Source organism: Nitrospira sp. CR1.1, from assembly GCA_014055465.1.
Taxonomy (GTDB): Bacteria; Nitrospirota; Nitrospiria; order Nitrospirales; family Nitrospiraceae; genus Nitrospira_A.
The window spans coordinates 1-15542 of record WIAF01000023.1 but is presented as its reverse complement, the minus strand read 5'-3'; the positions used below and the strand labels follow the sequence as shown (position 1 = coordinate 15542).

General features: G+C 62.1%; 9 protein-coding genes and 1 pseudogene. 9 read left to right on the top strand and 1 reads right to left on the bottom strand.

Going from position 1 to position 15542, the window contains the following annotated elements:
• The 6 genes from GDA65_20285 to GDA65_20260 form a co-directional block, all read left to right on the top strand.
• The coding region (locus tag GDA65_20285; GenBank protein MBA5865023.1) for a hypothetical protein at window positions 1–374 on the top strand (374 nt) is incomplete at its 5' end.
• A 21-nt stretch (window positions 375–395) separates the two neighbouring features.
• Window positions 396–3008, top strand: coding sequence for a hypothetical protein (locus tag GDA65_20280; GenBank protein ID MBA5865022.1), 2613 nt, complete (start codon window positions 396–398; stop codon window positions 3006–3008).
• Window positions 2977–3837, top strand: a complete 861-nt coding sequence (locus tag GDA65_20275) for a hypothetical protein (protein MBA5865021.1) — start codon at window positions 2977–2979, stop codon at window positions 3835–3837. The genes GDA65_20280 and GDA65_20275 overlap by 32 nt, the downstream gene beginning before the upstream one ends.
• Before the next feature lie 26 nt (window positions 3838–3863).
• Window positions 3864–9182 carry a hypothetical protein gene (locus GDA65_20270; GenBank protein ID MBA5865020.1) on the top strand — a complete coding sequence of 1773 codons (5319 nt, stop codon included), beginning with the start codon at window positions 3864–3866 and terminating at the stop codon, window positions 9180–9182.
• A 2-nt stretch (window positions 9183–9184) separates the two neighbouring features.
• Entirely contained in the window at window positions 9185–10921 is a 1737-nt protein-coding gene (locus GDA65_20265) for a hypothetical protein (GenBank protein ID MBA5865019.1), read from the top strand.
• Window positions 10922–11034: 113 nt separating this feature from the next.
• Window positions 11035–12828, top strand: coding sequence for a hypothetical protein (locus tag GDA65_20260; GenBank protein MBA5865018.1), 1794 nt, complete (start codon window positions 11035–11037; stop codon window positions 12826–12828).
• Between the two features lie 291 nt (window positions 12829–13119).
• Here the strand turns inward: GDA65_20260 and GDA65_20255 are convergent.
• A pseudogene (locus tag GDA65_20255) lies at window positions 13120–13395 on the bottom strand (transposase).
• A gap of 71 nt (window positions 13396–13466) precedes the next feature.
• Between GDA65_20255 and GDA65_20250 the strand changes: the two are divergent.
• The 3 genes from GDA65_20250 to GDA65_20240 all read left to right on the top strand — a co-directional run bounded on the left by GDA65_20250 (window position 13467) and on the right by GDA65_20240 (window position 15417).
• Window positions 13467–14542, top strand: a protein-coding gene (locus GDA65_20250; protein ID MBA5865017.1) for an IS3 family transposase whose coding sequence is annotated in 2 segments (ribosomal slippage) — window positions 13467–13725 and window positions 13725–14542 — 1077 coding nt in all. Because the reading frame shifts where the segments join, the coding sequence is not laid out codon by codon here.
• A gap of 60 nt (window positions 14543–14602) precedes the next feature.
• Window positions 14603–14869 carry a transposase gene (locus GDA65_20245; GenBank protein MBA5865016.1) on the top strand — a complete coding sequence of 89 codons (267 nt, stop codon included), beginning with the start codon at window positions 14603–14605 and terminating at the stop codon, window positions 14867–14869.
• Between the two features lie 35 nt (window positions 14870–14904).
• Window positions 14905–15417: a hypothetical protein gene (locus GDA65_20240; protein MBA5865015.1), complete on the top strand. Its 513-nt coding sequence runs from the start codon at window positions 14905–14907 to the stop codon at window positions 15415–15417.
• Window positions 15418–15542 lie beyond the last annotated feature (125 nt).

Below are 15542 nucleotides of genomic sequence, written 5' to 3'. Positions count from 1 at the left end.
CCACGACGGTGACGGTCTCGCTCACCGATCGCGCGGGGGCACAACCCTGGCGCACGACGCCGGTGACGGAGCCCTTCGCCCTGGCCCAGTATGAAGACTTGCGCGAGGATGAGCAGTTGGCGCAGCCAAGCTTCGTCCCATTAGACGGGGGTCTCACGGTCGCCGCCGACGACCTGGCGGTGGACGACGAGGCCGGGCTCGTGGCGCCGATTGTCTATGAGACGCTCCTGATTGATCCGACGCGGCCGCCGGAGCGGCCCACGCCGGGCTATGTGCTCTCGGCGGCGGTGTTGGCGCGGGTCGCCCGCTTCGGCGCCGCCGGACAAGCCCCGGCCCGTAAACGCCGGCGAGGGAAGACTGCTCTCACGTTGTAATTAGAACAGGAATGAAAAACCATGCCTGAACCGATTGCCGCCACCTATCGCTTTTATTCCTGGCTTCGCCAGGGACTGCTCGCGGGTCTCTCCGGTCTCGGCGCTCCCAGCCAGGCCACCGCGGGACGCCTCTCCTTACCCGTCCGTCTCAGGGTGAACGACCGTGCGCCCATCGACCTGAACGTGCAACTCTATGGACCAGGCGACATCACCGGCCTGGACGCGCGCGAGATCATTCGCACGGAGCCCCACGCCCACATGACCGACTTCGAGCCGAATTATTTTCCGGCCATCGAGTTCGATCGCCCCGATTTGCCCTGGCTCTTCACCTCGGCTGCAGCGGACGGCGCGCGGCGACTCCGTCCGTGGATCTGCTTGATCGTCGTGCCCAAGGAACGGGCTACGCTCAAAACCAACCCACAGCGACCCTTGCCAGCCATCACCTGCGCGTTGGAAGAGTTGCCGGATCTCGACCAATCATGGGCCTGGGCACACGCTCAAATTGTGGCGGAACAACGCTCGACGCCCGACCCTTCACCGCGCGCGACGTTGCAACAAATCCTCAACGACCATCCCGAACGCACGCTCTCGCGTCTGCTGGCCCCGCGCCGCCTCGATCCCAATACCGCCTACTATGCCTGCCTCGTGCCCACCTACGACGTGGGGAGGAAAGCCGGTTTCGGCGAGCCGATCACGCCGGAGGACGAACAGGCCTTGAAACCAGCCTGGTCAAAGAACACTGCGACTGGCCCGGTCACCTTGCCGGTCTTTTTCCAGTGGGAGTTTCGAACCGGCCTCGCGGGGGATTTCGAATCGCTTGCGCGCCGCTTGAAAGCCCAGTCCTTGCCGGCCACGGTGGGCTTGCGGCCGGTGGACATTCGTACTCCCGGCTGGGGCATGCCGACATTGCCGCCTGGCGCACCTGGCAGTCTGTTGGATCTGGGCGGGGCCCTTCTCACTCCGGAGACTCAGCCGCGCGCCTGGCCCGACCAACCGCGCAAGACGTTCCAACTGGCCCTCGGCGCCATCCTCAATGCACCGGCAGCGATGATCGGCACGACCGGAGCCCCCGCCCTGCTTGGCCCGCCGCTCTATGGACAATGGTACGTAGACCGAGACAGCCTTCCACCCGCCGACCAGCCACCGCACTGGTTCCGTGATCTGAACCTGGATCCGCGCCACCGCATCGCCGCCGGCGTCGGCACGACGGTGATCCGCAACGAGCAGGAGCCGTTGATGGCCTCGGCCTGGGACCAGTTGGAACAAGAACGAAGGGACCGGCAGCGGCTCAAGCGCGCGCAGTTGGCGGAGGCCGTCGGCGAGAGCCTCTCGAAGAAACATTTCGCCGCGCTCCACCCGGCCGGGCTGCTGCAACTCACGGGACCGGCGCTGCGAGCGTTGACGGGCATCGCCACATCCCCCACGACACCGCCGACTCCCGTCAACACCCTGCTGGCCGGCCATCCGGCCGTGACCGGCGCCTTTCGCCGACTGACCCGCGCCCATGGTCCGATTGCATCCCATGCCGCCACACTCGACGCGCTCCGCCTCCCCGCCACGTCGCCCGCCTCAACAGCCGGCCTGGAGTTTCGCCCGCTCATGCAATTTTCCGTCGCGACCAAGCAGCGGCAGGCGCCGGCGTTGCGCGAATGGTCGGAGCTGAAGGTGGAGGTACTGCGGCGCCTGACGCCGAAGGATGCCGTCCTCGCTGCGCTGAAGAAAACGATGCCGGCCGTTGAGAACACCGAGTTGACGATGTTTGCCCCGAGGTTCCTCCAGCCGATGTACGAACCATTGCGCGACTACGCACCGGACCTGTTATTGCCCGGCATGGACCAGGTGCCGTCGAATACGATTGCGCTGTTGAAGACCAATCCCGAGTTGATCGAGGCCTACATGGTCGGACTGAACCACGAGATGAGCCGCGAGCTGCTCTGGCGTGGGTTTCCGACCGACCAACGCGGCACCTACTTCCGGCAATTCTGGGACGCCGGCGGCGACGAACTGCCCGCCACCGACGCGCCGCGCGAGGCTCGTTTCGACATCACGCGGATCACCACATGGGCGGCGGACAGTCCTCTCGGCTCGCACAGCGCGCGAGGGTCGGCAGTGGGCCAGATGGTGCTGCTCATCCGCGGCGACCTCCTGCGGCGTTATCCGCGAGCCATGGTCTATGCGTTGGAAAGTGTCTGGTCGCCTGACGGCACGAAGCGCGAGCTGGGCACCATGGAGCGTTATCCGATTTTCCGCGCAACACAGGCACCGGACATTACCATGCTCGGCTTCCCCTTGACCGAAGATCAGGTTCGCGGAGCGGACAACAAAGCCGGCGGACATCCGGGTTGGTTTTTTGTGCTCCAGGAACAGCCGACGGAACCGCGATTCGGCATGGATGTCGCCACGACCTATGGCGGCACGCCCGCCCATTGGCGCGACCTGACGTGGGGAAATCTGGCGACGGACGAAGCCGCGCTCAAACAGATCGTGTATGTGCCGATCGACGGCCTGTTGAAAAATGCCGTGGTCGATCAGATTCCGTGGGGAAAAAACTCGGCGCATATGGCCACCATCACCAGACAACCGCCGTTCCGCGTGGCGGTTCATGCCCGAACCTGGCTGCCGGGCCGGCAGTAGCGGCGGAAAGAACGACATCATGCCATTTTTGGAACAAGAAACCGCCAGACTCCAAACGGCCCTGCAGGCCTTGGCCGCTCAACAGGCTGCCCTGACGACCCAACTCACGACGCAACAGCAGGCGGTGACCACGGCACAAACCCAGCGCACCAATGCGCAGAACGGCGTTACGCAGGCCCAGGCGCGCATTCCGCCGCTGCAGGCAGCAGCCGCTGCTGCTGACGCTCAGGTCGCGGAGGCGCAACAGGATCTGCTCGATGCATCCGAACCGCCAGCCGGCATTCCCCCGGCTGCCTGGAGAGCGCGCCTGATTGCGTTGCGAAGAAAACTCGCCGAGGCCAAGACCGCCGCAACCGCGGCCCAGGCCAAGGTGACCGAGGCACAACAGGGCGTGGCACAGGCCCAGGCGCAAGTGCGGGCTGCGGACGTTCAGGTTTCGGCGGCGACAGCCGCGGTGCAAGCCACGCAAGCGGCGATCGCCGCTCTCCAGCCCCGCCGGCAGGAGCTGCAGGCGGCACTCACCGAGATCGAGCGCTTGAACGCAGAAATCACGCGCGACCCGATGGCGAGAGAATCCCTGAAGGCGGTGGGGGCGCAACTCTCGTCCCGCACGGCGACGTTGGAAGATACTCTTCTTACGACGCGGTTCGAGCTGGAGGATGCCGAGACGCTCCTCGCAAGCTTGCTCGCCAGGCGCAACGAGCTGACGACGCTTCTTGCTAACCTGGCGACCGAAATCCCGCAGGCTGAGGCGCAGGCGGCGGCGGCTCAACAAGCCTTGGCGGAAGCCGAAGCCGAAATCAACCAGCAGTTGCAGGACGGACCGTAGGTTGCAATCAAGAAAGGACCAGCAGAGTGAGACCGATCGCTGAAGGACCAGATATTCCCGAACGGGTACCTCCGGCCGTGCTTCGGGCCTGGGCGACCAAACTCCGGCAATTGCAGGTGGCACACGACCGGGCCGTCGCCCGGGCTCAGGCCGCGCAACGGCGAGCCGCGATGCTCATCAGGCAACGGGCGCTCTACCAGGCCGAACTTGGTCAGGTGAACGCACAATTCACGGCCACGCAGGATCTGGTGGCTCGCAAGAAAGCCGAGGTGGCGGCGTTGTCGGCGCAGGTCGACGAGTATCGAACTGCCCGCGATGCCGCGACCGCACGCCTCCTCGGCACGGACCGCCTCAGCGGCACGGTCGCGACAACGCATCCATTGCTGCTGTTCCCCGTCCGCGTGGAAACCAGGTTTGCGGCGAGACGAACAGGACCGGGCACCGACCTTCTGCTCCGCGTCTATCCCGACGACATCCATCTCGATAGCCATGAGCCGGCACTGACGGAAGAAGAGGAACGCCGGGGCAAGGAGTTTTGGGCCCATGTCGCCACAGCCCCGGCAGGCACGGACCGGCAGGAACACATCAGACAGGGCTGGCAACGACTCACGGAACTGTTCGGCACCGCCCGCGCCGCCTGGATCGCCAAGGTACTCAATCCCGATCAAGCCGGAACGGTCTCTCATCGCGACGACAGTTGGACACGCGCGCCCCACACGCAGGTCTTGCCGGATCGCTGGGTCGCTATTGGCTATCGCGGCGAGACGGCACGCGTCACTGCCTGGAGCAAGGCCATCTCGGAGACCGTGGCGGTCGGACCTAACCCACGGAGTACAGGCCCGCTCGGTAGCAATGGGCTGCCGCCCGTCGATGAGGGCATGAAATGGCTCACCGATTTCGATACGGCTGAGTCGATGGGGATGGGGCTACGTATTCCCATCACGGAAGAAGACGCCCGGGCAGGGTTCGACCGGATTGTGGTGCTGGGCCTGAAGGCCTCGTGGGACGCCCGCGCCACGGCCGATCGATTGGTCCAACTGTTCGACGCCCACCATTACACAAGCAGCCTCGCCCTCGTCGAGCAACAGGTGCCGACGAACAACACGGCGGACGCTTCCGCCGGGTATCGATCGACGTGGCGCGATGCCACCGACAGCATGGGCGTTGAACTCGGCGCCTCGTTGATCCGCCCCGGGTCAGACGGCGAGCGGCTGACGAGAGCTCTGGGCCTACCGACGTCCGTCTTTGCGCATATCCGCGGTGCCGACGGAGCGGAACAGCACCGGGCCTCGCTCATGCAATCGGCCCTGCTCGCGCTCTGCGACAGTCCGCTGTTGCGGCAACTCGTCGGCGCAACCGGAGCGGACGTGCTGCGCGACCATTTTTCGAAGTACGTCCGAGCCCGCGGACCACTGCCCGTCCTGCGCGTCGATAACCAGCCCTATGGACTACTGCCGGTGGCAGCACTCGACCGGTGGACCTCGACGACCGATCAGGATCCGGACAAGGCTCTGGCCGCCTGGTGGCGCGCCCAACGGCTCACGCGTCGCCGCCAGATGCCGCAGGCCCTCCAGACCACGGTGGAATCCAACCCCGTCGTGCTCCTGGCGCAGGAAGCGAACACCTGCCGCTACACGTTGCGGGAATTTCCTGAGGTCTCCATTCAACAACCGCCCCTGCCGCAGCGGTTGCTTACCCCGGCCTTTCGAACCCTGCTGCTGACTCGCGCGCTCTCCACGCCGCACGAGCCGGCCTGGGATGAATTGACGACCTTGCCTGAACCGGTTCGGCAGTTGTTGCTCGCAGAGGCGATGGATGTGATCACCTATCGCCTCGATGCCTGGGGCACATCCCTGGCGACCAGGCGGCTGGCCGTCATGCGGCAAGCGACGCCGACCGGAATCAGGCTCGGCGCTTACGGTTGGGTGGAACAGGTTCGGCGTACGGCACCGCTGCAACCGGTCGCGGCACTTCCGGCCGGTGTCCCTGCGCCGCTCTCGCGCTCGGATCAGAACAAAGGCTTCGTCCACGCCCCCTCGCTGGGGCATGCGGCGGCCGCTGCCGTCCTGCGGAGCGGCTACCTCTCGCAGGAATCGAATCGCGCACCAGGCGCTTCGCCCTTTGCCGTCGACCTTTCATCAGAACGGGTCCATCGCGCCAAGTGGCTGCTCGACGGCGTGCGCCAAGGCCAATCCCTGAGCGCGCTGCTCGGGTATCGATTTGAACGCCGTCTCCACGAACGCGGACTGGACCGCTACATCCAACGCTTCCGCGCGCTCACGAGCTTCACCGGCACTGACCGCTTCGCCGACATTCGCGCAACCCTCACGCGGGCTGAAGGGCTGGCGCGAGAGGTCAGCCTGCTAACGGCGCAACGCGACCAGGCCCTGCGCCGGGCGGAAGACGCCCGTGGCTTAACGGCCGAACGAGAGCGCCGCGTGGACAGCTATCGCGCAGAACTGGGGACGATCGCCACGCTCGCACAACAGGCGCAGGCCGCGCAGGCACAGGTGGCGCAGGCAGCCCAGGTGCTGGCGCAACAACAGACGGCCAAACCGCAGGGCAAGGTGATCCAACCCACCGTGCGGCGGTATGCCGTCCAGTTGTTGGAAACGCGGGATTTGGATGACTGGAACAACCGCGTGGAACAGCTGACCCAGGCTCATACCACCGCCCTGGCCCAGGCCGCCGCCGCACAGCAGGCCGTCAGCGCGCAGGAAGGCTCACGCCTGCTCGCGGAACGCGCCCAGGCCAAGTTGCTCAATGCCGCCGATCCGGATTCCATTCCGGCCGCGCAACAGATGGCCGCACGACAGGGCACACTCGCCGCTGAGTTTGGTCGCCAGGCCCTCGCCAAGGAAGGAGGGCAACGCGGCAAAGCCATGGCCGACCTGGTCGCCGCAAGGGCGGCCCTCACCACGCGCCTCGCCGCGCAATGGAATGAGGCGCTGAAATCACTGCCGGCGGCGGCCGTGGTAGACGGGCTGGCCCTGCATCGTCGATGGACCGCAAGTCAGCAACGCCAAGCCCCGCACACACCCTGGGATGTCACGACCATTCCGTTCGGCAACACGACCTTGGGATTTCCGTCGACCGGCAGCCCCGACTTCACCGCGTTGGTGGAAGCGCTCAAGATGCTGGATGATCTGGTTGACTCCGTGGGCGACAGTGTCGTGGCCGAGAGTGTGTATCAGCTCGTGCAAGGCAATCCGCTGCGCTCCGGCGCCACGCTGGATGCCATTGCCGCGGGTGAAGTTCCGCCGCCGGAATTGGACGTGATCCGCACGCCGAGAAGCGGAGTGGGGCTGACGCATCGCCTCTGTACGCTGTTTTCCGCTGCCGATAGCACGGCGCCTCCAGGCTGGCCGACACATACCCCGTCGGCACGCGCCCAGGCCGAACCGATCCTCAACGCCTGGACGGCAACGTTGTTACCCAACCCGGCCCAGGTCCGTTGTAAGGCTGCCTACATCGATCAGCAGGGCGGACAGGTCTATCAAACAGTGGAGAGCTCGTTGACCTCACTTGGACTGACGCCGCTGGATGCGATTTATCTGGCGGAGGGTAACAATCGCGCGCAGCAAGCCGAGCTCGAGCAACGGTGGCGGTTCGTCTTGCAGCAGACTCGTCCCACCACCGTCCCCCCGGACGCGGTCATACAATTGCAGTTCGGCCGCGACAACGGCTGGGGTACGGAGATCGTCAGCGTCACCGAATGGTGCGAAGTCGCCGGCACGGTGCGCCGCCTGCTCAGTAACGCCCGCTCACTGGACGGCCGCGACCTGTCATTGCCCGAATCACCCGCCGACGCCGGGCTGGACCATGAAGAATTTGCCGGCCGCGCCACCCGCGCACGACAAGCCCTGACCGATGCGCGCGGGAGGCTCAACGGCCTCCTGCCTCCGCCCTCGTCGGATGACCTGACTGCCAACCTCGACGAGGTGCGCCGCGCCCTGCTCGGTGTGGCGAACTTCGGCATACCGAGCGCCGTCCCGATGAACATCGGCGGCACGGGACCGGACGCGCGATCGTTGCTCCTGACCCAGGCGCGGTCAGTCGTCCTCGAAGCGCAACGTCGGCTGGACCGCGTGGCCGAATCGGAGCAGGGCTTTGTACGCACGACCGCCACGCCCGAAGAACGGCGCGATCATGACCTGGCTCGTTTCCGCATCATCTTCGGCCAGGACTTCCTGGCGCTGCCCCGAGTGACCGCGGCCAACGCGGCACAGTTGAATGAATCGTTCGGCGCCAGCCTCTCGCTCCAAGGGCAGGACCCGCTGGCCGCCGTGACCTGGTTCCAGCGTGCCGCCTACGTCCGCCCTGGCGCGACGCGGCTGAATGAAGCGATGCTCTATGCCGAAACCGTGGGGAGCACTGCACTCCGGTTCCACGTCGGACAACTCCCATTTCAGGCGCAGGATCGGTGGGTAGCCCTGCCGCCGAAACCTGACCAGTTCTTTCCGCGAGGGCGTCTCTCGCTGGTGGCGCAGATGTCATCGGTGCAACCACTCCGCTTCGATCAACCCTTCGCAGGCCTGTTGATCGACGAATGGGTGGAAACGGTGCCGAGTCCCCGTGAAACGACGGGCGTGGCTTTTCATTACGATCAGCCCAATAGTGCCCCACCGCAGGCGCTGCTGCTGGCCGTGCCCGCGGACCGTCGCGCGACCTGGGACCTCAACAGCCTGGAAGCCGTCCTGCAAGAAACGATGGACTTGGCTCGGCTCCGCGCCGTGGCGCCCGACAGCGGCGACGAACTGATCTGGGTGGAGGATCACCTGCCGGAAGGGGCCACGCCCCTCGGCGACGGTGAGGGCTGGAACTGGGTTCGCATGAAGCCGGAACCGTTGTCCGGTCGACGCGCCCATCAATCGGCGGTCGCCGCCGGCATTCACCAACACTTTTTCCAAGGCGCCAAGCTCGCCATGTTCGTCAGTGTCGGAGACCGCCTGTTCGCGCACATCTATCTCGATCCCGCGCGTATGCCTCGACAGGTCATGTTGCAGTGGAACGACGGCACATGGGAGCACCGCGCCTATTGGGGCGAGAACCTCATTCCGTGGGGCGCCGACAATACCGTCAGCCGCCAGTACATGGGGCCCCTGCCGCCGCCAGGCCGGTGGGTGCGGCTCGAAGTGCCCGCCGCCACCGTGGGGGTCGAAGGACGGATCGTGAACGGCATGGCCTTCACCCTGTTCGACGGCATGGCCACGTGGGATCGTTCCGGTAAACGTGCGCTGCAGCCGGTCGGTTCCGGAGAGCAGGACCCGGCGGCGCCAGCGCTGCTCTTCAACGGCGGCGCCTTCGACTTCACCAGCGTCATCGATCCAGCGATAGGAGCCTAGGCATGCCCTCTCGAATCAGACTCGACCTCAGCACCCACAACCCGGATCTCCAAGACGGATTGCAGGCGCGCATCCACGATCCGCTCTGGATGCTGGGCCGTCAATGGCAGTTCGGCGAGTTCAATGGGGCCGACGCCGGTTCGCCTGCCGCCGCGCAGGTGATCGTGGACACCGCCGCCGTCACTCGCTATCAACCCGGCCCACGCTCCGGTCCGCATCCGGCCAGGCCTTACGCAGCCATCGGGTTGGCGTTGGAAACGTTGGTGGAAGCGGAACCAGTCACCGACAACACGCGCCCCAACTGGCGGCTCGCGGCCGAATCGGGACGGCATCTACTCCGCCTGCTGGAAACGGCCAGGCTCGGCCCCCCCCGCGCACAGTGGCTGGCAAGTACGTATGTCCTGACCACTCCCACGGCGGAGCAGGCCATGCAGATCGATGCCGCGAGCCTGTCCTTCATCCGCGTCCTGAGCGGCCGCACCATCGATGGGCTGCGGTTTTCCGCACGAGTGAGAGCGCTGCAGGCAAGCAACAGTATGGCGGAATTGTTTCGAGAAGCGCCGTTCGATCAGGTGAGCGAAGTAGATCGCCCGAAGGTACTGAGCCAGGTCACTACCTGGCTGACCTGGCTCGACGGCCTCTTCCAACAAGGCAGCGCTCCCTCTGCCTGGATTCCTGAACGGATGGAGTACGCCCTCAGTGTCTCCGCCAAGACGACGTCGAGCGAAGTGGTGCTGACCGCGCCGGAATATCTGGATGGACGATTGGACTGGTTTTCGTTCACGACAAGTTCAGGAAACGGGCTGGGGGCCACCGAAAGCCGTACGTCCCTCACGGAAGCCTTTCTCCCCGCGCCGGTCTCGTTTCGCGGCATGCCCTCCGCGCGCTTGTGGGAATTCGAAGACGGGGCCGTGAATTTTGCGAGCGTCCAGGCCGCGCCGCAGGACCTGGCCCGCCTGCTGCTGGTAAAGTTCGCACTGGAATACAGCAATGATTGGTTCCTCCTGCCGCTCGAACTTCCCGTCGGAACACTCTCGCAGATCCGTGCGCTCGTCGTGACCAACACCTTCGGCGAACGGTTCCTCATTTCCCACACGACCGACGTGGATGGACCCACCACGCCCTGGCGCATGTTCGGCCTCACGCACGATACACAGAAGTTATTTTTCCTGCCGCCGGTATTGGGCCCGATGTTGGAGAGCCAGCCGATGGAAGACCTGTCGTTGTTGAGGGATGAAATGGCCAACGTGGCCTGGGCCGTCGAGCGAGTCGTCGAAAGCGCCGCCGGTCGGTCGTTGGATCGGCATGAAGCCTATCAAGAGACGCTGGCGGAACAGCCGGCTTCGCCTGCCGCTGGGAGTGATGGCGCGCCATTGGTGTACCGGCTCGGGACCACGGTGCCGGACTATTGGATTCCGTTGCTCCCGGTCAAGGACGGCACCACCTTGCGACTCAAGCGCGGAGCCCTGCCGGCATTCGGTGAGGGCGGCATTCAAGGCGCGCAACTCCCGAAGGGACGGTTGCTCGAACCACAGCGCGAACTGTTGCTCTACGAAGAAGAAGTGCCGCGCGAAGGAGCTCGCGTCACCAGGACCTATCAATATGCGCGCTGGATCGACGGCACCACGCATCTCTGGATCGGCCGGCGCAAGAGCCCGGGCCGTGGCGAAGGCTCAAGCGGGCTGCAGTTCGATGTGGCGGAAAAGAGGGAGGAGAGAGAATTCGTAAGTGACCCATGACCCTGACCCAAACCCCAACAAGTAACCCAGGTGGCTTGATTTCAGGGGAGCACTACAGCAGGCCCATTCAAAGAACGATCACTGCTAACGTTCGCGGAGCACACGTGAGACCTATGGGATCCAAAATCGAGCAGCTCGCGACTATCAGCCTCATGTTCATCGCCGTATTGTGCGGCTGTGCGCATAAGTTACCCGCCTCCGATTTGCAAACTCTTGACTGGGCTGCAGAGGGCATGGCCCAGCAAATTTCCAAGTCCGATGAACAATCCTTATCTGTCTTGCTCGCGGCATTGCAAACAGCTGGATTTTCTATTGTTGACGAAAAGGGAACGGTTTTGCGCAGACCTCCTGGCGATAGTACAGGGCAAGGATTAGGGTTCTATGACTTTGAAGCTGAGGGATCGTTAAAGCTGGATAGCCTCGGCATCAGCATCTCGCTAGAACACCTAGCTGGCACAATTACAAAAGAAACACCGCAAATTTCGGCTTTGCAATTTGCTGAACTACTGATGACAGATCTACGAACACAAGCTGATAATTCAAACAACGTCAATTTGCGCTTTTGGGCTCGACTCATCATAGAACTCGGCAAATATTCCGCTCAGCCGGTTGACTTGATGACAGCCTCGGCAAGCCACATCACTCTTACTGTACTCCAGACATCTTTACTGAACAAAAGGCTGCAGGGCGATATTTACACCCTCGAAGCCCGACTTAAACGAACCGCAATGATTCACCCGCCGGTTTTCCAGCGACATTTAATCGTTCCCGCTTTATGGGAGATGAACGATGTACCGTTGGTTCATTTGGCTTCCGATTCTTCAATTGGCTCACTACCTTGTTCCCTATCTGGTGATGAAGCTCTTATTCTTGACGGGGCTGCGAATATCTTAAGTTTTGGTAATGGGCGTTTGATGGAGCTATTAGAACACTTGGATATAGCCGGTATGGGAAACACGCTGGGCAAACTGTCTAGCGGGTTAAACAAGGTCAATGCGGTATTGTCATGGGGCAAGCTTGTGGCAGCAGTTACAATGTTGAAAGGTGAGATCACAGTTAATAATCCGCCATTGATTCGAACTCTAAATTCTGTTCCAGGTGAGAAACGATTGATCACAGCTAAGATTTGGTCAGAGGTCGGCAAAAAACAATTATTGAATTGTTCTCGTACGGCCCTCAATATTGCAACCGGACTTGATTTTAATTTGCCTTCAGAGGGACCAGTTGCAGATACGGTTGTCGGGTGGGATTTTGCAAGCGATAAGGAAGCCAAATTTGTCCGGTTTGAGTCACCGCCAGGAAAAGACAGAAATCCTTTAAGACAAGTAACAGACAATAACGGGATTTCGCAGATGTGGCTCGTCGGTGCATCGAAAATTCCGGCCGTTGTTTATCAGAAAAATCCGAAGAAAGTTACTAAAACAGCAACTGTCTTGCTCAGTGTAACACTCAAATCATCCAAGGATTTCATCCAAAACTGGATCGACATTGGCGGCGTGGCACTCGGTGGGCTTGCGGGGATTCCCGGTAGCATCGCCGAAATCGGCTTTCGCCTCCCGTATATTACGGCACGGGCAATTATTCCCGTAATAGACCACGAACCCTTCTACGGATATAGAGCCATCACGAATGTTGGTTACGGCCATTATCACTCTGGAGTGATCTGCAGCCTGGAGATGCCATTCACTATTACCGCATCTACTGCAATGGGTCAGTTGACCTATAATTTTGTGCCCTCCTCACCAACCGCTGGCAAGTGGCACCACCTCGGACAGCCGGGGGCTCGTGGTTCTTATACCGTTGAGGAAGTAGTTTATCCACCCAAAATATTAACTGTCTCAGACGGTGGGCTAATGGGGTATGTCGACCTCGCACCGCTCGAAACAGATGAATGCGCAGTGCCATAAAGAGCTTGGCAGTGACCGCTTTTGTGACTTAAACTTGATGGGAAGGGAAAGGAAAGCACAGGAAAGGATGGAACTGTGAGACTCTTCAAACTATTGAGTTTGCAATCAATTTTTGGAAACCGTTGCAATAGCGAACTTTCTAAACAATGACTCTTTATCCCTCTTAATGAGCGGGCGATTTCGAGCAAAGGATCGAGTTAGAGCCTGCCATCCTGTAAGCTCCCCCGTCAAGGTGACACGACCAAGGGAGAACTTCTGGCTGCTGACGTTGGTCTCATTCCGAGGCAATTCTTAACCAGAGCAGAGGGCTTCTTCGGCGATCGGTTTAGCCTGACGTTGTGCGACAAACTCATCCGGGGTCAGGTGCCCAAGTGAGCTGTGAGGGCGGTGGTGATTGTAATCTATCCGCCACGTTTCGATGATCGCTTGGGCTTCGGCCAGCGAGGCGAACTGGTGGACGTTCAGACACTCGTCGCGGAGCCGCCCGTTAAACGATTCAATAAAGGCGTTTTCCACGCGCTTGCCGGGGCGAATAAAGTCGAGCTGGACGCCCCACCGATAGGCCCAATCCCACGTCACCCCCGTCTTGAGTAGCGCGGCGATTTAGAGTCCAATCCCTTCAGGAAAGGAGATTGGAGATGAAGCAGCGGTTTTCAGAGGCACAGATTATCGGGTTTTTGCGAGAGGCGGAGGCGGGGCTGGCCGTGAAGGATCTGTGTCGGCGGCATGGATTCTCAGAGGCGAGTTACTACCTCTGGCGGAACAAGTTCGGTGGCTTGGAGGTGTCGGACGCCAAGCGACTGAAGGCGTTGGAACTGGAGAATGCCCGGCTGAAGCGGTTGCTGGCTGAGGCCCTGCTGGAGCAGGCCGTGACTCGAGAGGTGCTCCGAAAAAAGTGGTAGGCGCACCGGCTCGTCGGGAGGTGGTGCGCTGGATGTGTGGCCGGGGCCTGACGGAGCGCCATGCGTTGCAGGTGATCGGCATGAGTGCCAGCAGCTTGCGATACCGCCCCGCGCCGGATCGGAATGCCGATCTGCGACAGACCATTGTCGCACTCGCGCATCGCCATCGGCGGTACGGGGCTGGCATGATTTACCTGAAGGTGCGTCAGCAGGGCCTCACGGTGAATCATAAGCGGATTGAACGGCTCTATGCCGAAGCCCAGTTGCAGGTGCGGCGCCGCACCCGCAAGAAGGTGCCGGTGGGCGAACGTCAGCCGCTGGTGAGGCCGGCGGCCGCGAATGAAGTCTGGTCCATGGATTTCGTCTTTGACCGCAGTGCGGAAGGCCGAGCCATCAAATGTTTGACGATCGTGGACGATGCCACGCATGAGTCGGTCGCCATTGTGCCGGAACGGGCCATCAGCGGTCAGCACGTCACGCGGATCCTGGATCATTTGGCCGCGACCCGCGGGGTGCCTCAGGTGATTCGAACCGACAATGGAAAGGAATTTTGTGGTCGTGCCATGCTGACATGGGCTCACGCGCACACCGTGACGCTGCGCCTGATCGAACCGGGCAAGCCCAACCAGAATGCCTACATCGAGTCATTCAACGGGCGCTTGCGTGATGAGTGTCTGAACGAGCATTGGTTCCTCACCCTCGCGCATGCCCAAGCCATCATTGAAGCGTGGCGGCGCGAATACAACGAGGAACGACCGAAAAAAGCCTTGGGCGGCCTGACACCGGCTGCTTATGCCGTAAGCTCCCCATAGATTGAGACAGTCAAAGGGAGAACATTCTGGCAGAATAGTCACCCTAGCCAGGAGGTTCCCATGCGCCAGTCGAAGTTTCCCGAAACGCAAATCGTGTCGATCCTCAAAGAAGCCGATGCCGGGCGCCCGGTCAACGAGCTGTGGCGGACACACGGGATCAGCTCCGCGACCTACTACAAGTGGAAAGCTAAATACGGTGGGCTCGAGGCCTCGGACGTGAAACGGCTGAAGGAAGTGGAGCAGGAGAACAATCGCCTCAAGCGGATGTATGCCGATCTCTCGCTGGAGAATGCGGCGCTGAAAGATGTCATCGCAAAAAAGCTCTAACGCCCGCTGAACGTCGTGAGGTCGTCACACATCTCGTGACCGTACACGGCCTCCCGGTTCAGCGGGCCTGTCGTGCCGTCAGGTTGGGGTGGGCGACGTACTATCGGCCTCTCGTGGACTGGGCCCGGCGAGATGCGCCAGTGATCGCGGCCCTCACGACCCTGGTGGCAGCCAAAAGTCGCTGGGGCTTTTGGAAGTGTTGGGGGCGACTCCGATTGGATGGACAGCCTTGGAATCACAAGCGGCTGTGGCGGGTGTACTGTCAGCTCCGCTTAAATCTCCCCCGTCGGACGAAGAAGCGGCTTCCGGAGCGACGGCGTCGGCCGCTGGCGGTGATTCCGCAATCAAATGCCGTGTGGGCGGTGGACTTCATGAGCGATACGCTCTACGGCGGTCGACGCTTCCGGACCTTCAATGTGCTGGATGAAGGCGTGCGAGAGGGCTTGGCGATTGAGATCGAGTCCGTCGCTCCCAGCCGAGCGGGTCATTCGCGTACTGGAGCAAGTCGTGAGCTGGCGGGGACAGCCCCAAGCGATTCGGCTCGATAACGTACTACATTCGGAAGTCAAGAGACCTGAGCAGATACACCTCTCCTGTTGAGCCTCGTCGGCTCTAAAGTCAGCCTCAGGATTCCCTCCCAATGGTGCTTCCATCTCTGTACGAGGCGCTGTTG

Bases quoted from the DNA above. Each gene is read 5' to 3' on its own strand.
- GDA65_20280 (MBA5865022.1), top strand. From the start codon at position 396: ATGCCTGAACCGATTGCCGCCACCTATCGCTTTTATTCCTGGCTTCGC.
- GDA65_20275 (MBA5865021.1), top strand. From the start codon at position 2,977: ATGCCCGAACCTGGCTGCCGGGCCGGCAGTAGCGGCGGAAAGAACGAC.
- GDA65_20265 (MBA5865019.1), top strand. From the start codon at position 9,185: ATGCCCTCTCGAATCAGACTCGACCTCAGCACCCACAACCCGGATCTC.
- GDA65_20260 (MBA5865018.1), top strand. From the start codon at position 11,035: ATGGGATCCAAAATCGAGCAGCTCGCGACTATCAGCCTCATGTTCATC.
- GDA65_20245 (MBA5865016.1), top strand. From the start codon at position 14,603: ATGCGCCAGTCGAAGTTTCCCGAAACGCAAATCGTGTCGATCCTCAAA.